General features: G+C 66.2%; 24 protein-coding genes. 19 read left to right on the forward strand and 5 right to left on the reverse strand.

Features of this window, described 5'->3' with window-relative positions; translation table 11 throughout:
- Positions 1–53: 53 nt before the first annotated feature.
- Both ACVN9Z_RS18950 and ACVN9Z_RS18955 read right to left on the reverse strand, forming a co-directional pair.
- Positions 54–1652 carry a methyltransferase regulatory domain-containing protein gene (locus tag ACVN9Z_RS18950; protein WP_054448662.1) on the reverse strand — a complete coding sequence of 533 codons (1599 nt, stop codon included), beginning with the start codon at positions 1650–1652 and terminating at the stop codon, positions 54–56.
- Positions 1653–1859: 207 nt separating this feature from the next.
- Positions 1860–2621, reverse strand: a complete 762-nt coding sequence (locus tag ACVN9Z_RS18955) for an RNA polymerase sigma factor FliA (RefSeq protein ID WP_006387507.1) — start codon at positions 2619–2621, stop codon at positions 1860–1862.
- 431 nt (positions 2622–3052) lie between these two features.
- Between ACVN9Z_RS18955 and flhD the strand changes: the two genes are divergently transcribed.
- From flhD to flhF, 16 genes are all read left to right on the forward strand, one after another.
- A complete protein-coding gene (gene flhD, locus ACVN9Z_RS18960) occupies positions 3053–3376 on the forward strand; it encodes a flagellar transcriptional regulator FlhD (protein ID WP_006219025.1) in 324 nt (107 codons plus the stop codon).
- A gap of 31 nt (positions 3377–3407) precedes the next feature.
- Positions 3408–3989: a flagellar transcriptional regulator FlhC gene (gene flhC, locus ACVN9Z_RS18965; protein WP_006387508.1), complete on the forward strand. Its 582-nt coding sequence runs from the start codon at positions 3408–3410 to the stop codon at positions 3987–3989.
- Between the two features lie 117 nt (positions 3990–4106).
- Entirely contained in the window at positions 4107–4976 is an 870-nt protein-coding gene (gene motA / locus ACVN9Z_RS18970; protein ID WP_006387509.1) for a flagellar motor stator protein MotA, read from the forward strand.
- A gap of 11 nt (positions 4977–4987) precedes the next feature.
- Positions 4988–5977 (forward strand): flagellar motor protein MotB, encoded by a 990-nt coding sequence (motB, locus tag ACVN9Z_RS18975; protein ID WP_006387510.1) that lies wholly within the window; start codon positions 4988–4990, stop codon positions 5975–5977.
- Between the two features lie 2 nt (positions 5978–5979).
- Positions 5980–6360 (forward strand): response regulator, encoded by a 381-nt coding sequence (locus ACVN9Z_RS18980; RefSeq protein WP_006387511.1) that lies wholly within the window; start codon positions 5980–5982, stop codon positions 6358–6360.
- A gap of 29 nt (positions 6361–6389) precedes the next feature.
- Positions 6390–8531, forward strand: a complete 2142-nt coding sequence (gene cheA, locus ACVN9Z_RS18985; protein ID WP_458212522.1) for a chemotaxis protein CheA — start codon at positions 6390–6392, stop codon at positions 8529–8531.
- A 15-nt stretch (positions 8532–8546) separates the two neighbouring features.
- Positions 8547–9047 (forward strand): chemotaxis protein CheW, encoded by a 501-nt coding sequence (cheW, locus tag ACVN9Z_RS18990; protein ID WP_006387513.1) that lies wholly within the window; start codon positions 8547–8549, stop codon positions 9045–9047.
- 137 nt (positions 9048–9184) lie between these two features.
- Positions 9185–10891 (forward strand): methyl-accepting chemotaxis protein, encoded by a 1707-nt coding sequence (locus ACVN9Z_RS18995; RefSeq protein ID WP_458212523.1) that lies wholly within the window; start codon positions 9185–9187, stop codon positions 10889–10891.
- A 26-nt stretch (positions 10892–10917) separates the two neighbouring features.
- Positions 10918–11754, forward strand: coding sequence for a CheR family methyltransferase (locus tag ACVN9Z_RS19000; protein WP_020927331.1), 837 nt, complete (start codon positions 10918–10920; stop codon positions 11752–11754).
- Positions 11755–11799: 45 nt separating this feature from the next.
- Complete coding sequence (locus ACVN9Z_RS19005; RefSeq protein WP_006387516.1) at positions 11800–12858, forward strand: protein-glutamate methylesterase/protein-glutamine glutaminase; 1059 nt, start codon at positions 11800–11802, stop codon at positions 12856–12858.
- A gap of 50 nt (positions 12859–12908) precedes the next feature.
- The gene (cheY, locus tag ACVN9Z_RS19010) at positions 12909–13298 is read left to right on the forward strand and encodes a chemotaxis response regulator CheY (protein WP_006387517.1); all 390 of its coding nucleotides are present in this window, start codon (positions 12909–12911) and stop codon (positions 13296–13298) included.
- 8 nt (positions 13299–13306) lie between these two features.
- On the forward strand, positions 13307–13939 hold the full coding sequence (gene cheZ, locus ACVN9Z_RS19015) for a protein phosphatase CheZ (RefSeq protein ID WP_006387518.1): 633 nt from the start codon (positions 13307–13309) through the stop codon (positions 13937–13939).
- 205 nt (positions 13940–14144) lie between these two features.
- The gene (locus tag ACVN9Z_RS19020; protein WP_223308555.1) at positions 14145–15692 is read left to right on the forward strand and encodes a methyl-accepting chemotaxis protein; all 1548 of its coding nucleotides are present in this window, start codon (positions 14145–14147) and stop codon (positions 15690–15692) included.
- Positions 15693–15888: 196 nt separating this feature from the next.
- On the forward strand, positions 15889–17043 hold the full coding sequence (flhB, locus tag ACVN9Z_RS19025) for a flagellar biosynthesis protein FlhB (protein ID WP_006387520.1): 1155 nt from the start codon (positions 15889–15891) through the stop codon (positions 17041–17043).
- 3 nt (positions 17044–17046) lie between these two features.
- Positions 17047–19167, forward strand: a complete 2121-nt coding sequence (gene flhA / locus ACVN9Z_RS19030; RefSeq protein WP_006387521.1) for a flagellar biosynthesis protein FlhA — start codon at positions 17047–17049, stop codon at positions 19165–19167.
- Positions 19164–21941 (forward strand): flagellar biosynthesis protein FlhF, encoded by a 2778-nt coding sequence (gene flhF / locus ACVN9Z_RS19035; RefSeq protein WP_458212524.1) that lies wholly within the window; start codon positions 19164–19166, stop codon positions 21939–21941. The genes flhA and flhF overlap by 4 nt, the downstream gene beginning before the upstream one ends.
- Before the next feature lie 81 nt (positions 21942–22022).
- Here the strand turns inward: flhF and ACVN9Z_RS19040 are convergent, their stop codons facing one another.
- The 3 genes from ACVN9Z_RS19040 to flgA all read right to left on the reverse strand — a co-directional run bounded on the left by ACVN9Z_RS19040 (position 22023) and on the right by flgA (position 23670).
- Entirely contained in the window at positions 22023–22499 is a 477-nt protein-coding gene (locus ACVN9Z_RS19040) for a flagella synthesis protein FlgN (protein ID WP_026385116.1), read from the reverse strand.
- A 36-nt stretch (positions 22500–22535) separates the two neighbouring features.
- A complete protein-coding gene (gene flgM, locus ACVN9Z_RS19045) occupies positions 22536–22829 on the reverse strand; it encodes a flagellar biosynthesis anti-sigma factor FlgM (protein ID WP_006385251.1) in 294 nt (97 codons plus the stop codon).
- 127 nt (positions 22830–22956) lie between these two features.
- Positions 22957–23670, reverse strand: a complete 714-nt coding sequence (flgA, locus tag ACVN9Z_RS19050; RefSeq protein WP_241131865.1) for a flagellar basal body P-ring formation chaperone FlgA — start codon at positions 23668–23670, stop codon at positions 22957–22959.
- 168 nt (positions 23671–23838) lie between these two features.
- Between flgA and flgB the strand changes: the two genes are divergently transcribed.
- The 3 genes from flgB to ACVN9Z_RS19065 are packed head-to-tail and all read left to right on the forward strand — an operon-like array spanning position 23839 to position 25444.
- Positions 23839–24246: a flagellar basal body rod protein FlgB gene (gene flgB / locus ACVN9Z_RS19055; protein WP_006385249.1), complete on the forward strand. Its 408-nt coding sequence runs from the start codon at positions 23839–23841 to the stop codon at positions 24244–24246.
- Positions 24247–24268: 22 nt separating this feature from the next.
- The gene (flgC, locus tag ACVN9Z_RS19060) at positions 24269–24688 is read left to right on the forward strand and encodes a flagellar basal body rod protein FlgC (protein ID WP_006385248.1); all 420 of its coding nucleotides are present in this window, start codon (positions 24269–24271) and stop codon (positions 24686–24688) included.
- A 60-nt stretch (positions 24689–24748) separates the two neighbouring features.
- Complete coding sequence (locus ACVN9Z_RS19065) at positions 24749–25444, forward strand: flagellar hook capping FlgD N-terminal domain-containing protein (RefSeq protein WP_238878894.1); 696 nt, start codon at positions 24749–24751, stop codon at positions 25442–25444.
- The last annotated feature ends 55 nt before the right edge of the window (positions 25445–25499 follow it).

The following is a 25499-nucleotide window of genomic DNA, read 5'->3' on the forward strand; positions in this document are numbered from 1 at the left end:
TTTCATTTCCCCGCCGGGCCAGGCTAATCCCGGCGGGGGTGGAGAGCTGGGGGTCAGAGCAGAAAGCCGCTCGACCGAAACGCGGCCAAGATGCGTACCAGCAGTTCCTGGGCAATCGGATCGGCATTGCGGGCACCCTTGAGCGCCCGGCCGTCCGGATGAGGAATGTGGCCGGCAGTGAGGGCGTCACGCAGTTGCGTGCGCATTTCGGCCTGGGTCCGGGATCCGTCCAGCAAGGTGGCAACGTAGCGGGTGGCCGGGTCGATACTCAGGTTCACGTGTTGATGCCAAAGGTTGTACAGGCCCACCTGCAGCGCTTTCTCGCTGCTGGCGGTGATCAATTCCCGGGCGCCGGGGATGAGTCGGGGTTTGGTCGAATCGTTGCCATAGCCGATCGGCTCGCATCGGTAACGCAGCCCGCCGCAGTTGAACAGCGTAATCAGATGCAACAACGTGGCGTGTTCCAGGGCGTCGCCGGTATGGGGCGAGTGGCTTGCGACGACGCGTTGGGCTTGTTCGAACGCAATCGGAGCGGGCCAGTGTTCCTGCAGCACCTCGATCAGCGCGACCAGCGATGGATCCTGCGTCGCCAGGCCGGCGTTGCCGGGCGTGCGGAAATGCCGGCGGCCTGGTTGGGCCCGATCGCGTTCCGCATCCGGCCGCAGTTGGGCGGAGAGCAGCATGGAAGAGAAGTGGCTGGCTTCGGGCCGTTCCAGGATCTGGTCGGCACGCTCGGCATGGACCAGCAGACTCTGGCGGAATGGCCGGCCCACCGCGAAATCCAGATATTGCTCGCGCATGACGCGATCGGCATCGCCGGACATGGCGGCGAGCGCGTTCGCCGTGGCCTCGCCGTAGCTGGAGGGGAACGAGCCTTCGGGCTGGACATCGCTGACATAAGCCAGGCCGGCTTGCTGGATGCTGGCGATGAACTCCAGGAAATAGCAGGGCGAATTGATCATTTCCAGGTATTCGTGGAAAAGATAATGATCCGGCTGCTGGCTCAGGGTGTGTGCGGCCTTGCTGATCGCCTCGCGCATCAGGTTATTGGTTGATAGCCCATGTTGGAGCAGGCCCAGCATTTCCTTGGCCTTCTTCAGCTTTTCCGCTGGCGTGGTGGCCGAGAAACTGTTGAGCTGCATGGCGTCGCGCAAGATATCCGACGTTTTCCAGCCGGGGTAGACGTTGTAGCTGATGAAGGCGATGCCCTCGGGCGCCAGGTTGTCGCGGCAGACGCGCAGGATGGCCTCGCGCACGACAGGCGGCACCCAGCTGAAGACGCCATGGCAGATGATGTAGTCGAACTTGCCCAGGCTGTCGTCAATATCGGTGATGCTCAAGGCCCGCAGGTCCAGGTTGCGCAGGCCGAGTTTTTCCACCACTTCGCGTCCCGCGTTGACCTGTTCCGGTGACAGGTCGATGCCGATGACCTGCGCGTTCGGGTGGGCCACGGCGAACGGGATCAGGTTGCCGCCGGCGGCGCAGCCCAATTCCAGGACGCGGGCGCCCGCCAGCGGCGCCGAATCCAATCCATACAGACGCGCTACCGCCCGCAGGTGGCCTGGCGCGGTTTGGAGCAAGGCGTTGGAAAGGTAGGGCGTTTCGTCGTAGGCGTCGGAAATCGCCTGGTTCAACAGATCGGGTTCGGTCATCTTGGAGTCCGTGTCGAGGCGGCCGCAACTTTGGCCGCTTGGTCGCGCGCGTAGGCAAAGGCATTGTGCAGGCGACAGCCTATCAGCCGATGGTGGATGCGGAAGGCTTGAAAAAGGGCGGAAAGATCCCGGGTTTCGTCGGGTCGGAGTTCGATCCAGACTGGTCCCGGACTTGTACGGGCCACGGCAGCACGAACGTGCGCGGCCTCAGATGATCTGCGCGATCTGCCCTTCCTGGGGCAGGTCCTGCCAGGCCTGTTCGCGCAGCTTGGCGCGGATGCGGGCGGTGGCCTGCGAGCGCAGCTGGCAGACGCGGGCCTCGGTCACGTTCATGATCGCGCCGATTTCCTTCAGGTTCAGGCCTTGCTCGTAGCACAACGACAACAACAGCTTCTCGCGGTCGGGCAGCGAGTCGATGGCGTGGATCAGCGCCTGGCGGAAATCACCGGCCAGCAGGGAATCGAGCGGATTGCCGCTGGCCGCGCCGTGGTTCAGCGTGGCGGTCCAGTCGGACTGGCCGGAGCCCGAGCCCGTATCGGGTTCGGTCGCGAAATCCTCGTAGTGGACGATCTGCACACCCTGCGCGTCGTGCAGAAGCGTCTGATATTCGTTCAGCGGGATCTCCATCTGCTGGGCGATCTCGGCTTCCGTGGGCGCGCGCATCAGTCGCTGTTCCAGCGACTGGATGGCCTGTTCGATCTTGCGGGCCTTGGCGCGCACGCTGCGCGGCAGCCAATCCTGGCCGCGCAGCTCATCGAGCATGGCGCCGCGGATGCGGGTGGTGGCGTAGGTCTCGAACTGCGCGTCGGCCGTTTCCTGGTAACGCCGCACGGCGTCCAGCAGGCCGATCATGCCGGCCTGGATCAGGTCGTCCAGTTCGACGCTGGCGGGCAGCCGGGCGAGCAATTGCAGGGCCAGCTTCCGCACTAGCGGGGCATATTCGACCAAGCTGTCATCTGCGTGGGGCATTGCGGGAGTGTCAGGCGGTGTCCATCGTGACGCATTGTCGGTTGTTGTCAATTTGCGACATTGTCGACAAACGCGCGGCTGCGCTAAAGCTAGCAAGATTCTGTCATCGGCAAGGTGTCATTGTCGGTAAAAGACGGTATTTCATTCCTTAAAGCACGCAACGTTTTGAATGCTTATTTGCCAAATTGACGTACATTTGTGAGGACTTTCTATGTCAAGGTGTATCTAAAGTCTCAAGTTGCGCAATATCAACAAAGATTTGTCATATAAGTCATAGAAAATGACATGACCTGTGGTAAATTTTACTTAAATTGCGAACAAATGATACATTTCGCATTAAAACAGGATGCAGCGGGCAGGGTGCAACAGATGTTGCCAAATGCTTTTGGTTATCAAGCCCCTTCGGTGGGATAGGGAATAGGGAGTCGGGCGTGCAACAAGTCGAAAATTCTTTGCTGGCAGATATCCGTGAAGTGAATCTGTCCTATCTACTTCTCGCGCAGCGCATGCTGCGCGATGACTATGCTGCATCGATGTTCCGCCTGGGTTTCAGCAACGAGGTTGCCGATATCCTGATGCGTCTTTCTCCGGCCCAGCTGGTGAAGCTGGCCAGCTCCAGCTCGCTCCTGTGCCGCTTCCGTTTCGATGACTACAGCCTGCTGTCTGCCCTGACGCACGACGTGCTGGGTGGTGCGCTGCAGCAAGCGCACGCGACGATCCTGCTGGCCAAGCAACCTGTTGAAGAACTGGCCTGACGGCCGGTCGACTCCCACTCGGATACGTGCAATGGCCACCAAGAGCGTTTCGCAGGAAGCGGATGACATCCTGCTAGCCAGCTCCATGATCACCCTGGGCGCGCGGCTGCAGGTGCTGGAGGCGGAAACCAGCCTCAGCCATGACCGCCTGGCCCGTCTCTACCGCGAAATCCGCGGCTGCTCGCCACCGAAGGGCATGCTGCCTTTTTCGGTCGACTGGTTCATGACCTGGTTGCCGAACATTCATTCGTCGTTGTTCTACAACGTGTATTCGTTCCTGAACGCGCGTACCAGCAGCAAGGGTATCCGCGCCATCATCGACGCCTACCGCTTGTATCTCGAGAACGCCGGCGTCGACAACGCCGAATCGGCCGAGCCGGTGCTCAGTTTCACCCGCGCCTGGATGCTGGTGCGATTTTTCGACAGCGGCATGTTGCAACTTTCCGCCTGCCGCCAGTGCGGTGGGCATTTCATCGCGCATGCGCATGATCCCCAGTCGGATTTCGTGTGCGCGATCTGCCGTCCGCCACCCCGGGCCGGCAAGACCCGCGCCGCCGCCAAGGCGCGCGCGGGCAGCCGATCCGTGCCAGCCGTAGACGCCGCCCGTTCCTGAGCGGCGCGTCCAAATACATCAAAAGCCCTGGAAAACTCCCCGTAACCCGCCTTTTTGGGACGGGGGGAACAGGGGATCATTGACGCCGGTTTTAGACTTCGTTGGCAGGGGCCTGATGTGTTGATTGTTATCGGTTTTCTAGTGGTGATCGTGTCGGTCATCGGCAGCTTCGTAGCGCTGGGCGGCCACATGGGCGCGCTCTACCAGCCGTTCGAGTTGACGCTGATCTTCGGCGCGGCCTTCGGCGCCTTCCTGGCCGGCAACAGCAAGAAATCGCTGATGCTCGTCAAGAAGGCACTGCCCGACACGCTGAAAAGCTCGCGCTACGGCAAGGACGTCTACATGGAGCTCATGGCGCTCCTGTACGTGTTGCTGAACAAGGCGCGCCGCGAAGGCCTGATGGCGATCGAATCGCACATCGAGGATCCGGCCTCCAGTCCGATCTTCAGCGAGTATCCGCGCATCGCCAAGGACGAGAAGCTCATGGAGTTCATCACGGACTACCTGCGCATCATGATCAGCGGCAACATGAGCTCGTTCGAGATCGAAACGCTCATGGACGAGGAAATCGAAACCTACCGCCACGAACGTGAAGTGCCTGCCAGCATGATCCGGCAGATGGCCGACGGCCTGCCCGCGTTCGGTATCGTGGCCGCGGTGCTGGGCGTGATCAAGGCGCTGGCCGCCGTGGACCAGCCGCCCGCGATTCTCGGCGACCTGATCTCCAAGGCCATGGTCGGCACCTTCCTGGGCATCCTGCTGGCCTACGGCTTCGTCGGCCCGCTGGCCTCGCGCATCGAGCGCCGCACCGACGAGGCCATGAAGGTGCTGGAATGCATCAAGACCACGCTGTTGGCCAGCATGAACGGCTATCCGCCCCAGCTGGCGGTGGAATTCGGCCGCAAGGTGCTGTACTCGTCGGTGCGTCCGACTTTCGGTGAGCTGGAAGAGCACGTCCGGCAGACCAAGTCCACCGCCAAGGCCTGACGGAGCGGGCCATGAGCACGGTAAACAACCACCGTGTGGTGATCCGCCGCAAGAAGGTCCACGGCGGCGGGCACCACGGCGGCAGCTGGAAGATCGCCTACGCCGACTTCATCACGGCGATGATGGCGTTCTTCCTGGTGATGTGGCTGATCAGCATCGTGCCGCGCGAGGAACTGAAGGGCATTGCCGAGTACTTCCGCATGCCCCTGCGCGTGGCGCTGACCGGCGGCCCCAGCAGCTCGGCCGAGACCAGCGCGGTTCCCGGCGGCGGACGCGACCCCCTGCGCAACGACGGCGACGAGCGCCGCGCCCAGGGCAACCGGGTCGAGGCCCAGCCCAAGGGCGACGCCGAGCGGCGCGACCAGCATCGGCTGGAAAACCTCAAGAAGCGGCTGGAAAACGTCATCGAGAACAGTCCGGTGCTGAAAAGCTTCCGGCCCCAATTGCTGATCGACATGACCACCGAAGGCCTGCGGATCCAGATCATCGACAACCAGAACCGCCCCATGTTCGCCACCGGCCGCGCCGAAGTGCAGCCGTACATGCGCGACATCCTGCGGGAATTGGGGCCGGTTCTGAACGAGTTGCCCAACAAGGTCAGCATCTCGGGCCACACCGACGCGTCGCAGTATGCGCGCGGTGAACGCGCCTACAGCAACTGGGAACTCTCGGCCGATCGTGCCAATGCCTCGCGCCAGGAACTGGTGGCCGGCGGCATGAACGAAAGCAAGGTCATGCGCATCCAGGGCCTGTCATCGAGCATGAGCCTGGTTAAAGATGATCCGTATGCGGCCGTTAATAGACGTATCAGCCTGGTGGTGCTCAATCAGAGCACCCAGCGGCGCATCGAAAACGAGAACGCCGCGGCCGCGGACGTCAGCGCCAAGGATGCCCGCGAGGTTGGGACGGCCGTGGAGGCGGTGAATGCCGCCGCCCAGGCCACGACGGCAACCAAGCAAGGCGAACCGGCGGCGACGCCGGCGGCCGAAGGGGCTCGATAGCAATGGCGGCAACGATTTTGGTGGCGGACGATTCGGCGACGATGCGAATGATCGTCCAGGCCACGCTGACGGGCGCGGGATGGAAGGTGTTGACGGCCGGCAACGGCCAGGAGGCGCTGGAAGTGGCGAAAAGCCATCCCGTCGACCTGGTGGTGAGCGACTGGAACATGCCCGTGATGGGCGGACTGCAGCTGATCCAGGGCCTGCGCGAACAGGAACAGTACCTGGATGTGCCGGTGCTGGTGTTGACCACCGAGGACGACGTGGACAGCAAGATGGCCGCGCGGGATCTGGGCGTATGCGGCTGGCTCTCGAAGCCGGTCGATCCCGATGTGCTGGTGGAATTGGCGTCTGAACTGCTCGACGAGCAGTCCGGCGCATAGGCGAGTTCATTTATGAAGGCGTACGGGTCATGAGTTCTGGATTGGACCTCAGTCAGTTTTACGAGACCTTTTTCGACGAGGCGGACGAGCTGCTCGCGCAAATGGAGCAGCTTCTGCTCGAGCTCGACGTGGGCGCGCCCGACATCGAACAGCTCAATGCCATCTTCCGCGCGGCGCACTCCATCAAGGGCGGCGCGGCGACGTTCGGCTGTTTCAACCAGCTGGCGGGCACCACCCACCTGCTTGAAAACCTGCTGGATGCGATCCGTCGCGGCGAAATGGCGCTGCGCACGGACATGATTGATATTTTCTTGGAAACGAAAGACGTGCTCAAAAGCCAACTGGATGCCTACCGGGCCTCCGAAGAGCCCGATGAAGCCGTGTTTGAGCGTATCTGCGCGGTGTTGAGACAGCTCGCCCTGGAGCACAAGGACCCCGCCGCGGCGTCCGCGCCGGCGCCGGCCCCCACCCCCGCGCCTGCTCCGGTGGCGCAGGTCGCGCCCGAACCCGAGCCGGTGGCGACGCCCGCGCCCGTGGCCGAGGCAGCTCCGGTGGCCGAGTCCGCCGACACCGCCGGCCTGCCGCTGCGCGTGCGCATCACCAAGGTGTCCGACAAGGACGCAGCCTCGCTGCTCGAGGAAATGGGCAACCTGGGGCAGGTCAAGGCCAGCGAGCGCGCCAACGGCGTGCTGACCGTCTGGGTCGACAGCACCTGCACCCCGGATGACATCGAGGCTGTCTGCTGCTTCATCGTCGACGCCGACCAGCTCAGCATTGCGCGCGAAGCGCCTCCGGCCGCCGCGGACGAACCTGCCGCGGCGGCGCCCGCCGTGGCCGCTGCGCCGGTCGCCGCGGCACCCGAGGCCGCGCCGGTCGCGGCCGCGCCCGCCGTGGCCGAGTCCGCCGCCGCCGCCGAGGCCATCTCGCAGGCCGCGCGCACCAGCCGCGCCGCCGCCGCACCGGCCCACGCCGACAAGGAGTCCACCTCGATCCGCGTGGGCGTGGAAAAGGTCGACCAGGTCATCAACCTGGTGGGCGAGCTGGTCATCACCCAGGCCATGCTGGCGCAGACCGCGTCGACGCTGGATCCGGTGCTGCACGACCGTCTGCTCAACGGCATGGAGCAGCTCGAGCGCAACGCGCGCGACCTGCAGGAAGCCGTCATGTCCATCCGCATGATGCCCATGGACTACGTGTTCAGCCGCTTCCCCCGCCTGGTGCGCGACATCGCCGGCAAGATGGGCAAGCAGATCGAACTGCAGACCTACGGCCGCGCCACCGAACTGGACAAGAGCCTGATCGAACGCATCATCGACCCGTTGACGCACCTGGTGCGCAACAGCCTGGACCACGGTATCGAGACGCCCGAGAAGCGTGTCGCCGCCGGCAAGGACCCGGTCGGCCAACTGGTGCTGTCGGCCCAGCACAACGGCGGCAACATCGTGATCGAGGTCAGTGACGACGGCGCCGGCCTGAACCGCGAGAAGATCCTCAAGAAGGCCATGGCCCAGGGCTTGCCGGTCAACGAGAATTCCCCCGACGACGAAATCTGGCAGCTGATCTTCGCGCCGGGCTTCTCCACGGCTGAAAAGGTCACCGACATTTCCGGCCGCGGTGTCGGCATGGACGTGGTGCGCCGGAACATCCAGGACATGGGCGGCCACGTGCAGCTCTCGTGCGAGCCGGGCAATGGCACCACCACGCGCATCGTGCTGCCGCTGACGCTGGCGATCCTGGACGGCATGTCGGTGCGGGTGGGCGAGGAAACCTTCATCCTGCCCCTGAACCACGTGACCGAATCGCTGCAGCCGACCAACGACCAGATCTACTCGGTGGCCGGCAACGAGCGCGTCATGCACGTGCGCGGCGAATACCTGCCGCTGGTGGAAATGCATCGCGTGTTCTCGGTCAGCGATGCGCAGACCGATCCCACGCAGGCCATTGCCGTCATCATGCAGGCCGAGGACCGCCGCTTTGCACTATTGGTGGATCACCTGATTGGTCAGCACCAGGTGGTGGTCAAGAATCTCGAGTCGAATTACCGCAAGGTCCCCGGCATCTCCGCCGCCACCATCCTGGGCGATGGCAGCGTGGCGCTGATCGTCGACGTATTTGCGCTTGCGCGCGCCAACCGCGAGCGTTGGTCGCAGCCCGAAGCCATTCTGAATTGATGGAGAAATAGCCCCATGGCAGCCAAACCGCAAGCGCAAGCCGCGCGCAATGAAGATGTCGGCAACGAGTTCCTGGTGTTCACGCTGGGCGATGAAGAGTACGGCATCGACATCCTGAAGGTGCAGGAAATCCGCGGCTACGACGCCGACACGGTGACCCGTATCGCCAATGTTCCGCCGTTCATCAAGGGCGTGACCAACCTGCGCGGCATCATCGTGCCGATCGTGGACCTGCGCATCAAGTTCAACCTGGGCAGCGTCGAATACAACGAGCAGACCGTCGTCATCATCCTCAACCTCGATCGCCGCGTGGTCGGCATCGTGGTCGACGGCGTGTCTGACGTGCTGATGCTCAACGCCGGCCAGATCCGTCCGGCGCCGGAGTTCGGCGCCACCCTGTCCACCGAATACCTGACCGGCCTGGGCACGGTCGACGAACGCATGCTGATCCTGGTCGACATCGAAAAGATGATGACCAGCGATGAAATGGCCCTGGTGGAGAAGGTCGCCTCCTGATCGGAGCTGCGGGGTCCGGGCGCGCGGCCGGCCAGGCGAGAGGCCATGGCGGCTGCGCACCCCAGGAAGATGGGCGCGCCATATTGGATTCGATATGGCGCTTTTGTTAACGATTTCTGTCTGGAGTGGTGCTTGTGATGCGCAAGTTTTTCGCGAACATGACGATACGCAGCAGCCTGTTGTGGGTGCTGGCGTTTTTCTCATTCATGTTGGTGATTGGAGCGGCGCTGGGCGTGCTGTCGTTGCGTATCAGCAACACGACACTGGCGGAAATCAAGCAATCGCAAGAACTGAACGACGCGCTCGGCCGCGTCGTGTCCAGCTACAAGGACAGCCTGAACGGGCTGGGGCGCGCGGCGTCGGCCAACTACGCCGATATCGTGCGCAGCGTCGGCCAGCCGACGCTGCTGGCCCAGGGCCTGTCGAGCGAGGCCGCCGGGCTGCTCGAGCGGGCCAAGGCGTCGCAGAACAAGGGCCAGGCCGAGTTCGATTATTTCAAGACCTTGCCCAAGCCGGCCGAGGCGGCCGACTCGCTCAAGGAAGTCGAGGAGTCCTACGGCGCGCTGGTCCAGCAAGGCCTGTTGCCGCTGACGGCGGCGCTGGAAAAGGCCGACATGCCGGCCTACCAGACGCAGGTGCAGAAGGTGCAGGACGCGCTCGAAGGGCGTTTCGCCCGCGCCGTCGAAGGTTTCGATTTCTGGCGCGCCAGCAAGATGCTGGACGCTTTCGAAGTGGCCCAGGTGCGCTACCAGTTCGTGTTGATGGCGGTCGGGGCGGGCGGCGTGATCGCCGCGTTGCTGGTTTTCGCCACCTACGTGTTCCTGCGCCGCCGCGTGTTGCAGCCGCTCAAGGACGCCGGCCATCATTTCGACCGCATTGCCGGCGGCGACCTGACCGCCCGTGTCGAGGTTCGCAACACCAACGAGATCGGCCAGTTGTTCGCGGCCCTCAAGCGCATGCAGGAAAGCCTGACCCGCACGGTTTCTTCGGTGCGCCGAGGCGTTGACGAAATCAATACCGGTTCGCACGAGATCGCGGCCGGCAACACCGACCTGTCCAGCCGCACCGAGCAGCAAGCGGCTTCGCTGGAGGAAACCGCGGCTTCGATGGAAGAGCTGGCCTCGACGGTCAAGCAGAACGCCGACAACGCGCGCCAGGCGAACCAGCTGGCGGCCAGCGCGTCGGATGTTGCCGAGCGCGGCGGTTCGGCGGTGGCCGAGGTGGTCAACACGATGCAGGGCATCTCGGCCAGCTCGCGCAAGATCTCGGAAATCGTGTCGGTGATCGACGGCATCGCGTTCCAGACCAACATCCTGGCGCTGAACGCGGCGGTGGAAGCGGCCCGCGCCGGCGAGCAGGGCAAGGGTTTCGCGGTGGTGGCGGGCGAAGTGCGCTCGCTGGCGCAGCGCAGCGCGCAGGCGGCCAAGGAGATCAAGGGTCTGATCGAGGACTCGGTGAGCAAGGTGGGCGCCGGTTCGCAGCAGGTCGAGCGCGCGGGCGCGACGATGCAGGAGATCGTGGCGTCGGTCAAGCGCGTGACGGACATCATGGGCGAGATCTCGGCGGCGTCCGAGGAGCAATCGAGCGGCATCGACCAGGTGAACCGCGCGGTGTCGCAGATGGACGAAGTGACGCAGCAGAACGCGGCGCTGGTGGAAGAGGCGGCGGCCGCGGCCGGTTCGCTGCAGGAACAGGCGCAGCGCCTGGCCGAGGCGGTGGCGGTGTTCAAGATCAACGCCGGTGAAGTCATCGAGGTGCCGGCCCAGCGCCTGGCCTCGGGCCGATCCTCCGCCGCCGATGACTCGCGGCTGCAAGCGCCTGACGCGCTTGCCCTTGGACACTGAGGGCGGCGGTGGCAACAGCGGCAAACATGGCGCCGTCCATTCCGGTGGACCGCCAATTCGATTTCCGGGATGCGGACTTCACCCGCGTCCGCAAGATGATCCACGCGCGCGCCGGCATTTCGCTGGGCGCGCACAAGCGGGAAATGGTCTACAGCCGCCTGGCGCGGCGCCTGCGCGCGCTGGGGCGGCAGGACTTCGGCAGCTACCTGGACCAGCTCGAAAACGAGCCCGACGCGGCTGAATGGGAAGATTTCGTCAACGCCCTGACGACCAACCTGACAGCGTTTTTCCGCGAGTCGCATCACTTTCCGATCCTGGCCGATTTCGCGCAGAAGCGCGGCGGTCCGGTGTCGGTGTGGTGCTGCGCCGCTTCGACGGGCGAAGAGCCGTACTCCATCGCCATCACGCTGGCCGAAGCGCTGGGACCGCGGGCCAGCGCCTGCTCGGTGCTGGCGACCGACATCGACACCAATGTGCTGAACCGGGCGCGCACCGCCGTCTATCCGGCCGAACGCGTGGCCAAGATGGAGGAAAGCCGGCTCAAGCGCTTCTTCCTGAAGGGCCGCGGCGCCAATGCCGGGCAGGTCAGGGTGCGCCCCGAGATTGCCGACATGGTGCGGTATGAAACGTTGAACCTGCTGGCGCCGTCCTGGCCGATCAGCGAGAAGTTCGACGTGATCTTCTGCCGCAACGTCATGATTTATTTCGACAAGCCGACCCAGGCGAAGATCCTTGAGCGGTTCGTACCGTTGCTCAAGCCGGGCGGGCTGCTGTTTGCGGGCCATTCCGAGAACTTCACCTATATCAGTCGGGATTTCCGTCTGCGCGGGCAGACAGTCTACGAATGCGCAGGTAAGGCCTAGGCGCGCCCCTGCGGCGAGCTTGCGGCCAGACTTAGGCGGTAAAAAATGCAGAAAATCAGAGTCTTATGTGTGGATGATTCCGCGCTCGTGCGCGGACTGATGACCGAGATCATCAACAGCCAGCCCGATATGGAAGTGGTTGCGACCGCGCCCGACCCCCTGGTGGCGCGCGAGTTGATCAAGAAGCACAATCCCGACGTGCTGACGCTGGACGTGGAAATGCCCCGCATGGACGGGCTGGATTTCCTCGAAAAGCTGATGCGCCTGCGGCCGATGCCGGTGGTGATGGTGTCGTCGCTGACCGAGCGCGGCGGCGAAATCACGCTGCGCGCGCTGGAACTGGGCGCCATCGACTTCGTGACCAAGCCCAAGCTGGGCATCCGCGACGGCCTGCTCGAATACACCGAGATCATCGCCGACAAGATCCGCGCGGCCTCGCGCGCCAAGCTGCGCGCGCCCAGCCCGCACGCGCCGGCCGCGGCGCCCGCGCCGATGTTGCGCCGCCCGCTGTCCAGCTCGGAAAAGCTGGTGATCGTGGGCGCTTCCACGGGCGGCACCGAGGCCATCCGCGAGGTGTTGCAACCGCTGCCGCCGGACAGCCCGGCGATTCTCATCACGCAGCACATGCCGGCGGGCTTCACCCGTTCGTTCGCGCAGCGGCTGGACGCGCTCTGTGCCGTCACCGTCCGCGAGGCAGTGCATGGCGAACGCGTGCTGCCGGGCCACGTTTACCTGGCGCCGGGCGGCGACACGCACATGCGCCTGGGGCGCAGCGGCGCCAACTACGTGATCGAGCTGGAGGCCAGCGAACCGGTCAATCGCCACCGCCCGTCGGTGGACGTGTTGTTCAATTCCGCCGCCGTGGCGGCGGGCAAGAACGCCATCGGTGTCATCCTGACCGGGATGGGCAAGGACGGGGCGGCCGGCATGCTGGCCATGCACCGCGCCGGCGCCCATACCATCGCGCAGGATGAAGCCAGTTGCGTGGTCTTCGGCATGCCCCGGGAGGCCATCGCAATCGGTGCGGCTGACGAAGTAGTGCCGCTGTCGGCGATGAGTGAGCGCATTCTGACTCGCCTGGGCGACCGGGGGCACCGCGTGTGACGCGGATGCGGTCCCGATCGATCTCAAGCAAATTTCTTCTGGAGTAAAAGATGGTAGACAAGGGCATAAAGATTCTGGTGGTGGATGACTTCCCCACCATGCGGCGGATCATCCGCAACCTGCTCAAGGAACTCGGTTTCGAGAACGTGGACGAGGCCGAGGACGGCGCGATCGGCCTGGAGAAGCTGCGCAACGGCGGCTTCCAGTTCGTGGTGTCCGACTGGAACATGCCCAACCTGGACGGCCTGGAAATGCTCAAGCAGATCCGCGCCGACGCCAGCCTGGCCTCGCTGCCGGTGCTGATGGTGACGGCCGAGGCCAAGAAGGAGAACATCGTCGCGGCGGCCCAGGCCGGCGCCAACGGTTACGTGGTCAAGCCTTTCACCGCGGCGACGCTGGAAGAGAAGCTGGTCAAGATCTTCGAGAAAATTGGCGGCTGAGGTGTGCAATGAGCACGACGCAGAATGATGACTCGACCGAATCGCCCGACCTGATTCACCGTATCGCCTCGCTGACGCGCATGCTGCGCGACAGCATGCGCGAACTGGGCCTGGACCAGGCGATCAAGGACGCCGCCAACGCGATTCCCGATGCCCGCGACCGCCTGCGCTACGTGGCGCAGATGACCGAGCAGGCCGCCAACCGGGTCTTGAACGCGACCGAGGCCGCGGGCCCGATCCAGGACGGCATGTCGCGCTCGGCGCAGGCGCTCGATGGCCGCTGGCAGCAATGGTACGACCAGCCGCTGGAACTGCCCGAGGCCCGTGAACTGGTCAAGGACACGCGCGCGTTCCTGCAGGACGTGCCCAAGCAGACGCAGCAGACCCAGTCCAAGCTGATGGAAATCATCATGGCCCAGGACTTCCAGGACCTGACCGGCCAGGTCATCATGCGCATGATGGACGTGGTCGGCGCGATCGAGCGCGAGCTGTTGCAGGTGCTGCTGGACAACGTGCCGCAGGAACGCCGCGACGAGGCCAACAGCCTGCTCAACGGCCCGCAGGTCAGCCCGCAGGGCAAGACCGACGTGGTTACCAGCCAGGACCAGGTCGACGACCTGCTGGCCAGCCTGGGCTTCTGATCCGGCGGGCGAGGGCGGGCCGCCAGGGCCCGCCAGCCACCGCCGCGAGGCCGGGCATGGACGTATTCCCTAAGGGTGCGAAGCGGCGCCCTTGGGTAGACTGCAAAACAATAAGAATCGGGGCCCTGCAGTAGGAGACGGGCGCGCGCGCCCAGGCAACGGATGTCCATAGAAGACGATCCGGGCCGCACAAGGAGGTGCCATCTTGGCCAGATCCACATTCCGATTCGGAGGCATCTGGGGTTTGTTGCGCCGGCTCAACCACGGCCGCGCCACGCTCTCGGAACGCCCGCTGTCGTTCAGTCCGGCCGCATGGCCGTTGTATCGCTTCCTGGCCGGCATCCGCGGCCGGATCGCCACGGTGCGGCAATCCAGCATCGAGATCGCCTTGAATACCGCCCGGACCCAATTCCAGGCCGGCCGCTGCGCGCAGCTGGCGCAGGAACAGGCGCGGGCGGCCGAGGCGTTGGCGGCCAGCGGCGCGCAGATCGCGGCGCTGTCAGCATCCACGTCCACCCACGCCCGCGAGATCGCCGATGTGTCCGGCCAGAACCTGCGCGCCGCCGAGCAGGCGCTGGCGGAGCTGTCCGAGGTCAAGGAGCGGGTCGACCGTATGACCCGGGAGATGGCCGCCTTCACCGATGTGGTGGGCCAGCTGACCGATCGGGCCCGGTCGGTGGGAGATATCAGCAAGCTGATCAAGGACATCGCGTTGCAGACGCAGTTGCTGGCCCTGAACGCGGGGGTCGAGGCGGCCCGCGCCGGCGACGCCGGCCGCGGCTTCGCCGTGGTGGCCAGCGAGGTCGGCCGCCTGGCCGAACGGGTCAATGCGGCCACCAGCGATATCGGCCGCCATACCGGTGAAATGCTGGAACTGGTCGATTCGACCCAGCGCCAGACCGGCACGCTGCGCGAGGATGTGGACGCCTCGGGCGCGGTGCTGGACAAGACGCGCCAGGATTTCCAGCATTTCGTGCGGGATTTCGACAGCATGAATCGCCAGGTGGGCGAGGTGGTGCAGGCCATCGGCGAGGTCGATGCCACCAACCACGGAATGAGCCAGGACGTGAGCCGTATCGCGGCGCTGAGCGCCGACGTGCGCGAGCGGGTGGCGAGCATGTCCGGTGAGATCGATCGGATCCGGCGCCAGACCGAAAGCGTGCAGGAGGTGCTGTCGGACATGCGGACCGGCAATACCGCGTTCGACCGCCTGTCCGAGGCGCTGGACGCCTTCCGGGCGGCCGCGACCCGGCTGCTGGAACAGGCTCGGGCGCGCGGCCTGGATGTGTTCGATCGCCACTACCAGCGGATCGCGGGCAGCGAGCCGCCGCGCTACCACACGGCCTATGACCGCGGCATCGACGAGGCGCTGACACAGTTGCTGGACAGCGTGCTGGAGGCGGTGCCTGGCGGCAGCTACGCGCTGCTGGTGGATGCGCGGGGCTATGCGCCGGCCCACAACAGCCGCTATTCGCACCCTCCCAGCGGCGATCCGGCGCAGGATATCGCGCGGGTGCGGCACAAGCGGATCTTCGACGATCCGGTCGGGGCGCGCCTGGCCGCGAACACGGAAACCCTGCTGTTTCAGACCTACTCCCGTGACACGGGGGAGATCGTCAACGATATTTCCATGCCTTTGTATCTGGACGGGGAACATTGGGGCGCGGTGCGCATCGGGCTGGATTACGTGCGTTTCCAGGCCGCGCTGGAGGCCGGCGCGGCGCCCCGCGGCGCGGTGGCGGCGGCCGGCTGAGCGGCGCCGTTGCGGGACGGGCGGGGTGGGGCGGACGAGTCCGCCGGCGCCCGGGCCGGGGCCAGGCCTGGCGCATCCGGGAATAGCGCCGCTTTCCCCCCGTTTCTTGGCTTATCGCCAAAGGGCCAGGCCTCCTAGAATCTCGGCGGGCAGCTCGTAATCCGAAAATCCGCGAGCCGCAACGATACCGCAGAGCATGGCCGAAGAAAGCGACCTCGAGAAAACCGAAGCCGCCTCTCCCAGGCGCCTGGAAAAGGCGCGCGAGGAGGGGCAGATTGCGCGTTCCCGGGAATTGGGCACGTTCATGATGCTGGCCGTCGGTGTCGGGGCGATCTGGGCCGGCGGCGGCACGATTTATAAGGGACTGAGCGGGGTGCTGCGCAACGGGCTGGCGTTCGACCAGCGCGTGGTGGCCGACCCGGGCGTGATGGTCGAACAGGCCGTCAACGGCTTCGGCCATGCGCTGATGGTGATCCTGCCGATCTTCGGCCTGCTGGCGGTGATCGCGGTGCTGTCCAGCGTGCTGCTGGGCGGGATCGTCATCTCGGGCAAGCCGCTGTCGCCGAATTTCTCCAAGCTGAGCCTGTTCGCCGGACTCAAGCGGATGTTCTCGGCCCAGACCGTGGTCGAGCTCATCAAGGCGCTGGCCAAGGCGATGCTGGTGGGTGGCGTGGCGGTGTGGATCCTGTGGCGCTACCACGACGACATGCTGGGCCTGATGCACGTGGCGCCATCGGCCGCGCTGACCAAGGCGCTGAGCCTGGTGGCGATGTGCTGCGCCTTCATCGTCGCCTCGTTGCTGGTGATCGTGCTGCTGGACGTGCCATGGCAGATCTGGAGCCACCTCAAGAAGCTGCGCATGTCCAAGGAAGACGTGCGCCAGGAACACAAGGAAAGCGAAGGCGACCCGCATACCAAGGCCCGCATCCGCCAGCAGCAGCGCCAGGCCGCGCGCCGCCGCATGATGTCCGAAGTGCCCAAGGCCGACGTGGTGGTGACCAACCCGACCCACTACGCCGTGGCGCTGAAGTACGAGGAAGACAAGAACGGCGCGCCGCGGGTGCTGGCCAAGGGCACCGGGCTGATCGCCGCCAAGATCCGCGAACTGGCCGCCGAACATCGCATTCCCACATTGGAGGCGCCGCCGCTGGCGCGCGCCCTGCATCAACACGTCGAGCTGGGGCAGGAAATCCCGGCCGAGCTATACACCGCGGTCGCGGAAGTGCTGGCGTGGGTATTCCAGTTGCGCTCGTGGCGCTCGGGATGGGGGGCCGAACCGACGGCGCCGACGTCCCTGGCCGTGCCGGCCGCGCTGGACCCGCAGGCCAAAACCGCAGCACAAGGAGCTTAAGGAATGAGCGCTCTGCTCACCATGTTGAAAAGCAACGGAGCCACGCACGCGCGGCTTCTGGCCGGCCCCATCCTGATCGTGATGGTGCTGGGCATGATGGTGCTGCCGCTGCCCACCTTCCTGCTGGACCTGCTGTTCACCTTCAACATCGCGCTGTCGGTGATGATCCTGCTGGTGGCCATGTTCACCCGCAAGCCGCTGGACTTCGCCGCCTTTCCGGCCGTGCTGCTGTTCGCCACGCTGCTGCGCCTGTCGCTGAACGTTGCCTCGACCCGGGTGGTGCTGCTGCACGGCCATACCGGCCCGGACGCGGCCGGCAAGGTGATCGAGGCCTTCGGCCACTTCCTGGTGGGCGGCAACTTCGCCGTCGGCATCATCGTCTTCATCATCCTGACCATCATCAACTTCATCGTCATCACCAAGGGCGCCGGGCGGATCGCCGAAGTCGGCGCGCGCTTCACGCTGGACGCGATGCCCGGCAAGCAGATGGCCATCGACGCCGACCTGAATGCCGGCCTGATCGGCGAGGACGAGGCGCGCAAGCGCCGCGCCGAGGTGTCGCAGGAATCCGACTTCTTCGGTTCGATGGACGGCGCCAGCAAGTTCGTGCGCGGCGACGCCATCGCCGGCCTGCTGATTATGGCCATCAACATCATCGGCGGCCTGATCGTGGGCGTGGCCCAGCACGACATGTCGATGAGCGACTCGGCCCGCGTCTACACGCTGCTGACCATCGGCGACGGCCTGGTGGCGCAGATCCCGGCGCTGGTGATCTCGACCGCCGCCGGCGTGGTGGTGTCGCGCGTGTCGACCGACCAGGACATCGGCCAGCAGATCATCAGCCAGCTGTTCTCCAACCCCAGCGTGATGTTCCTGACCGCCGGCATCATCGGCATCATGGGCCTGATCCCCAACATGCCGCACATCGCCTTCCTGACCCTGGCCGGCGCGCTGGCCTGGGGCGGCTGGGCCATGCACAAGCGGCGCAAGGCCGCCGAGGTGGCGGCCAGCGAGGTGCCGCAGCAGGCCGTGACGCAGGCGCAGGCGGCAGCGGCCGAAGCCAGCTGGGATGACGTTTCGATGGTGGACCAGCTTGGACTGGAAGTCGGCTACCGCCTGATCCCGCTGGTCGACCACGCCCAGAACGGCGAACTGCTGCACCGCATCCGCAGCCTGCGCAAGAAATTTGCCCAGGACGTCGGCTTCCTGCCGCCGGTGGTGCACATCCGCGACAACCTGGAACTCAAGCCCAACGACTACCGCATCCTGCTGTCCGGCGTCGAGATCGGCCACGGCGTGGCCATGCCGGGCCAGTGGCTGGCGATCGACCCGGGCGGCGTGACCATGCAGATCAAGGGCACGCCCACCACCGATCCGGCCTTCGGCCTGCCGGCGCTGTGGATCGACGGCAGCCTGCGCGACCAGGCCCAGGTGGTGGGCTACACGGTGGTGGATGCCGGTACCGTGGTCGCCACCCACCTGAACCACCTGATGCACCGCCACGGTTCCAACCTGCTGGGCCGCCAGGAAGTGCAGCAGTTGCTGGACCGCATCGGCCGCGACGCGCCCAAGCTGGTCGAGGACCTGGTGCCCAAGACGCTGTCGCTCACGGCGCTGCAGAAGGTGCTGCAGGGTCTGTTGGCCGAGGAAGTGCCGATCCGCGACATGCGCACCATCATCGATACGCTGTCCGAGCATGGGCCGCGCCTGGCGGCGCTGGCGGCGGGTTCGGGCGGCCAACCCGACATCAACGAGCTGATCGCGCTGACGCGCCGCTCGCTTGGCCGCGCCATCACCCAGCAGTGGTTCCCGGGCGAGGGCGAGTTGCGCGTGATCGGCCTGGACGTCAAGCTCGAACGCGTGCTGTCGCAGGCGCTGACGACCAGCGGCGGCCTCGAACCAGGCCTGGCGGATACGCTGCTGCGCGAAACCCAGGCGGCGGTCGAACGCCAGGAGTCGCAGGGCAACGCGCCGGTGCTGCTGGTGTCGCCGGTGCTGCGCGCGCCGTTGTCGCGCTTCCTGCGCCACCATCTGCCGCAGCTGGGCGTGCTGTCGAATACGGAAATTCCCGATGAACGCATGGTCCGCGTGACCGCGCTCATCGGCGGAGGTAATGGGCAATGAAAATAAGCCGCTTCTTTGGAGCCAACAGCCGGGACGTGATGCGCCAGGTGCGCCAGGTGCTCGGACCCGACGCGCTGATCGTGTCGAACCGTAGTGTCGATGGCGGCATCGAAGTGCTGGCCACCGTCGAAGGCGCTTTCGATGATGCGCAGCAGCACGCGCAGGAACCCGCGCCGCGCGGCTACGCCGACGGCTACGCGCGCGCGGCCGGCACGCCCGCCCCGCAGGTCCCGCCGGCCCCGGCCGCGCCGCGCCTGCAACCGCCGCCGGCCATGCCCGCGTCCTATGGCCTGGGCGCGCATGCCGCCATGGCGCCTCCTCCCCATAACGCGTCGATCGCGCCGCCCGCCGCGCCGCAGCCCGGTTACGCCGTGCCGTCGCGCTCGATTGCCGCCTATCAGTCGGCCTACGCCACGCCAGGCGTGCCGGAGCAGGAAGTCCTGCAGGAGCCCGTCGCCCGCCAGGCGCCGCCCGCAGCCGTGCCGCCGGCGGCGCAGGTCGTGGCGGCTCCGGCCCCCGCCGGGCCGGTGCGGATGGAGATGCCGGCCTTGCCGCCGGCGCGCCCGGCGCCGTCGGTTGGGCCATCGCCCATGGCGCGCATGCCGGACGCGCCGTTGCGCAATGGCCCGGCGATGCCGCCCGCGGCCCTGCCCAACGATGCGGCGGCCGGATTGCAGGACGCCATCAGCGCGTTGCGCGGCGCGCTGGAAAGCCGCATGGACGGCCTGCTCTGGGGCGGCCGGCAGGGGCCTGGCCGCGAGCCGGCGGGCGCCGCCTTGTTCCGCAGCCTACTGGATGCCGGCTTCAGCACCAAGCTGGTGCGCACGCTGGTCGAGCGCATGCCGGCGGGCGCGACGCCCGAGGCGGCGCTGGCCTGGGCCCGCAATGAACTCGTCACGCACCTGCCCGTGCTGGGTTCGGAAGATGAATTCCTGGGCGGTGGCGTGTATGCGCTGGTCGGCCCCACCGGCGTGGGCAAGACCACCACGCTGGCCAAGCTGGCGGCGCGCTGCGTGGCGCGCGAGGGCCGCGAACAGGTGGCGATGCTGACCACCGACAATTTCCGGATCGGCGCCCTCGAGCAATTGCAGATCTATGGCCGCCTGATGGGCGTGCCGGCGCATTCGGTGCGCGACGCGGGCGAACTGCGCCGCATCCTCGGCGAACTGGGCAACCGCAAGATCGTGCTGATCGACACCACGGGTATCAGCCAGCGCGATCGCCAGGTGGCGGAGCAGGCCTCGATGCTGTGCAACGCCGGCAAGCCGGTGCGCCGGCTGCTGGTGCTCAATGCCGCCAGCCAGGGCGATACGCTGGACGAAGTCGCGCATGCCTACCGCAATGGCGTGGGCGAGGACGTGGCCGGCTGCATCATCACCAAGCTCGACGAGGCCTCGCGCCTGGGCGCCGCGCTGGACACGGCGATCCGCCACCGGCTGCCGATCCATTATTCGTCGATCGGCCAGAAGGTGCCCGAGCACCTTGAATTGGCGCGCGCCGATGCACTGATCGACCGGGCCTTCGCCATGGTCGAGCGCGCCCGCGCGCTGTATGCGCCCAGCGAGGCCGACATGGCGTCGCTGTGGTCGACGCCCCGGGAGACCGAGGCCGTCGATCCGGCGCGGCGGCGGCAACTGCTGGCGTCCGCCATCCTGCGTCCGCAAGCCGGCGCGGGCTCGATCGAAGCCGCCCAGAATCTGGACGACACCCTGGGCTGGCTCGATAGCGATCCGGCCTGCGTGCAGGCGCGCGCTTCCTGGCGCGAATACGTCAGCGACGGCGCCGGCTCCAGCCTGTCGGCGTTGGGTGAAACGCCGCTGGCGATGGCGCGGCGCGAGTTCCCCACGGCCTGCGGCCGGCATCTGCTGGCGATGCACGGCAAGACCAGCATGAAAGGCGAGGGCTTGCCCGGTGGCACGCTGCTCAGCGCGATGCTGATGAGCGACCGGGGCGCGGCCTTGGCGGCGCCGGCGCAGCAACTGGTGCTGCCGCACGGCATGCTGTCCTCGTTCGCGCCGGCGGCGGCCGCGCAGCCGGATACGGCCTTGGCGCTGGAGGCGCGGGTGCGCTGGCTGGGCGAGCAACTGGCCCGCCTGCCGCTGGTGCATATGCTGGAAGCGGGCACCTCGGCCCTGTGGCAGAGCCTGAGCGGGCAGGGGGCCTCATGGGTGGCGCGCAGTCCGGGTGGCATGCGCGTGATCCAGGATGAATGCCCGACCAACCTGAATGCGGTCGGCAAGAGCGTCGGCTACCTGCCGGTGGGGCAGCCGGGCGACATGCCGGGCCTGCGGGCCGTGCCGGGCGCCCGCCCGGCGCCGCTGGCGCTGTGGGCCTCGGGCACTGAGATCGGCCTGCCCGGCCGGGGCGAAGAAACACGCCTGCGCCTGGTGTGCGCGCGGCTGATCGATACCGCCAGCGGCGAGGTCGCGGGCCAGCTGTTCGGCCTGACCAACCTTGCGGCCAGCCAGGCGGATGCCGCCACGGTGGCCCGCTGGCTGGTGCTGCAGGAAGAGGCGCGCGCGGGCTTTCGCTACATGGCCAACGCCTGGCAGGCGTTGCCCGCGGTCGACGGCGCCCACACCCTGGCGCGGCAGTCGCTCATGGCGGGCCAGCTCGGCGCGGCCTGCTGGCAGCTGGCGCACGCGCCGACGGCGGACGGCGTGCGCGCCACCTTGTCGGGCGTGGTCAGTCCGGAGCGCAAGCTCACGGGCCGGCTATTGCCGGTGGCCCTGTTGAAGATGTTCGCGATGCTGGAAATGGCCGGAGGCGTCTGAACGGTTCCGGCATGCCCTGCGGGGCCTCGAAAGCAAACAGCCCGCGGATGCGGGCTGTTTGCTTTTGAAGCAGGGAGAGGCTTAGCCGGCGACGATCGACTTGCGGCCCGGCGTGGCGCGGGCGCCGCGGCCCTGCGCGTCGTAGGTGGACGGGCCGCCCATGCCACCCAGGTTGCGCAGCGCGTCCAGCGATTGCTGGGTGTAGCGCAGGTGCACGTCGATCAGGGCGCCATTGCGCAGGTTGATCTCGTTGGCGGAGGCGGACTTGGCCAGCAGGGCCTGCCAGACGCCGGACAGCTGCGGATGCAGTACGGCGGCCTGTTCGGTGCCGGCGTGCCCGGCGGGCAGGCCGATCTCGGCCAGCAGGCCGTCGCGCGTCTGGCTCAGGTCGACCAGCTGCTGGGCGACCTGGCTCTTGCGTTCGGTGATGTCATGCAGCGCGTCGACGTTGCCCGGCCCGACCAGCACTTTGGTCTCTTCTTCGAGGATGGAAGAAAACTCGGTGATCAAGGTGTCTTCCTGCCGCAGGCAGGCTTGCAGGGACTCGACTGGGCTCATGGTCATGCTCTGGCGTACGGTCGGAAGGCGATGGGGTTACTTCAGCAGGTCGCGGGCGCTGGCGATCAGGCCGTCGGCGATGCGGCTGGTGTCGATCTTGAGCTGGCCCGAGGCGATGGCCGCCCGGATGGCCGCGACACGTTCGACGTTGATGTCGTTCGAGCCGTCCTGCAGGGCGAGCATTTTGCGCGAGGCCGAGCTCAGCGCGACTTGCGAGCTGCTGGCGCCGCTGCCGCCGCCGGCGCCGTAGGCCTGGGCGACCGAGGATTCGGCGCGAGGGCTGACGGCGTCGGCCGAGATGGGCCGGTTGGTGGTCGAATTGATTTTCAAGGTTTTCTCCGCAGGGCGTCCTGGGTCGATTTGCGACGGATCCGCCTACTTATGCCTCTGTAACGACAAGGTCGGAAGGAACTTTAGGGTAGGCGGCGGCTTGCCGCAACGCGATATGTAACAGTACCTATAGTTGTATTTCGACCAACCCCGCATTGCGCACCACGCCGCTGACCACCTGTCCGCTGGCCGTGCGCACCTGGACCGTGGCGCCGGGCGCCGCATTGTCCAGCGCCTGGCCTTCGCTGCTGACCACGAAACCCTTGCCGCGGGCGTTGATGCGCACGTTCGAGCCGCGCACCACCGACTGGGCATTGCGCAGCGCGGCGCCCTTGACCGGCTGGCCGGCATTGATGCGGTAGGCCGCCGTCATGCCGACCACGGTCTGGGGATTGGTGATGACGCCAGGGGGCAGGGCCACCAGGTCGCCGTCGCGCGGGGCGAGGTCGGCGGGCGTCAGGGCCTGGCCTGCCGCGATCATGCGCGAGGCGACATAGTAATGGCCCGGCACGCTGACCGTGGCCTGCACGTAGGTGGTCCAGGCCTTGGGGCCGTTGCAGCGCACGCCCACCGTCATGCGCGAACGGAGCTTCATGCCTGACGGTATAAATGGGGACAATGCATCGCAAGGGGCCAGCCGTTCGGCCCGGGGCGGGTCGATGGCGACCGAGGGCTCGCCGGGCAGGCCGGCCAGTTGTTCCAGCAAATAGGCCTGCGCGGCAATGGTGATTGCCTCGGGCGCCTGGACGGCGGCCTCTTGCGCCCGAGCCGAGGCGACGGGCGCCAGCAGCAGGGCGGCCAGGCAGGCAGCGCGCGCGCGGAGGTTTGCGGGGAATTTCATGATGTCTGAATTGTAGAAGGCCGCGTCGCTTGGCAATACGTGAATTGGATGAGAAATGACGGGTTATTTGGCTGATTGTGTTGTGCCACCCGACCCTATGATGCCGTCATCCAATGGGATAACGGTGCGTCCGCTGTCCCGGGTTTCATCCGTATTGAAGGCGACCCGATGCTAGACCGGCTTAACGAAGATTTCCGCTTCTTCCAGCAGTCCCTGGGGCTGCGCGCGCAGCGCCAGGAAGTGCTGTCCTCGAACATCGCCAACGCCGACACGCCGAACTACAAGGCGCGCGATTTCGATTTCAAGGCGGCGATGCAGAACGCCATGGAAGGCTCCAAGCGCCTGCCCGACACGTCGCTGACGCTGACCTCGGCGCGCCACATCCCGGCGAAGGCCGTGTCCGAAGGGCCGACCCAGATGCTGTACCGGCTGCCCTACCAGCCCAGCATGGACGGCAACACGGTCGACATGGACATCGAACGGGTCCAGTTCGCCGACAACACCTTGCACTACCAAAGCACGATGCAGCTGCTGTCGGGGCGTATCCGCACCATGATGGCCGCCATCCAGGATTGATTTTCATAGGGAACCGCAGGCAATGTCCTTGTTGAGCATTTTCGATATCGCCGGTTCGGCGCTGAGCGCGCAATCGCAGCGCATGAACGTGGCGGCCAGCAACATGGCCAACGCCGACAGCGTGGTCGGCCCGGACGGCCAGCCGTACCGCGCCCGCCAGGTGGTGTTCCAGGTCAATCCGCCGGCCGGCCAGGCGCTGGGCCGCGAGATCGGCGGCGTGCGGGTGGCCGGCGTGGTGGTGGACCAGTCTCCGCTCAAGCAGGTCTACGACCCCAAGCATCCGCTGGCCGACGCCCAGGGCTATGTCAGCATGCCCAACGTCGACCCCGTGGCGGAAACCGTCAACATGATCGCGGCATCGCGGTCGTACCAGGCCAACGTCGAGGTGCTGAACACCGCCAAGAGCCTGATGCAGAAGACGCTCACCATCGGCCAATCCTGATTCAAGAACTCTGCGCGCCCGCGCCGCCCGCGCGGAAATGACTCCTGACAAAGTGAATCCATGACCACTGTCGACCAATCCACCAGCAAGACCGGCCTGGGCCTGGCGCAAGTCGGCGCCAACGGCTCGAGCACCGCCCAGGGGCTGCAGGACCAGTTCCTGAAGCTGCTGGTGACGCAACTCAAGAACCAGGACCCGCTGAACCCGATGCAGAACGCCGAGCTGACTTCGCAGCTGGCGCAGATCTCGACGGTGGAAGGTATCACCAATCTCAAGAACACCATGCTGGCCATCAGCGGCCAGATCGACGTGTCGCAGTCGATGAACGCCGTGGCGATGATCGGCAAGGGGGTGCTGGTGCCTGGCTCGAACGTCAAGGTGGGCGTCAGTGCCGAGAATCCCGCCGAGCGCGTGGTCACGCCCTACGGCATCGATCTGCAGAAGGATGCCGCCAAGGTGCAGGTGCGCATTGCCGACAGCAACGGCGCGGTCGTGCGCACCATCGAACTGGGCGAGCAGAAGGCTGGCGTGTACACGCTGGACTGGGACGGCAAGAACGACGCCGGCGTGGCGCTGGACGCGGGCGCGTACACCGTGTCCGTCCTGGCCACGGACGGCGACGACAAGAAGGTGGCCGCCGAAGTACTGAAGTACGGCAAGGTCAAGAGCGTGGCTTACTCCACCAACGGCCTGCGCCTGGACATGGGCCTGGACGGCCAGACCAGCATGCTGGACGTGCGCAAGGTGATCGGCTGAAGCGGGCCGGTTTGATTATCAGCCGGCGCCACGGCGGCGGTTTCCAAATTTAGAG

It is taken from the genome of Achromobacter sp. KK8, from assembly GCF_054188005.1.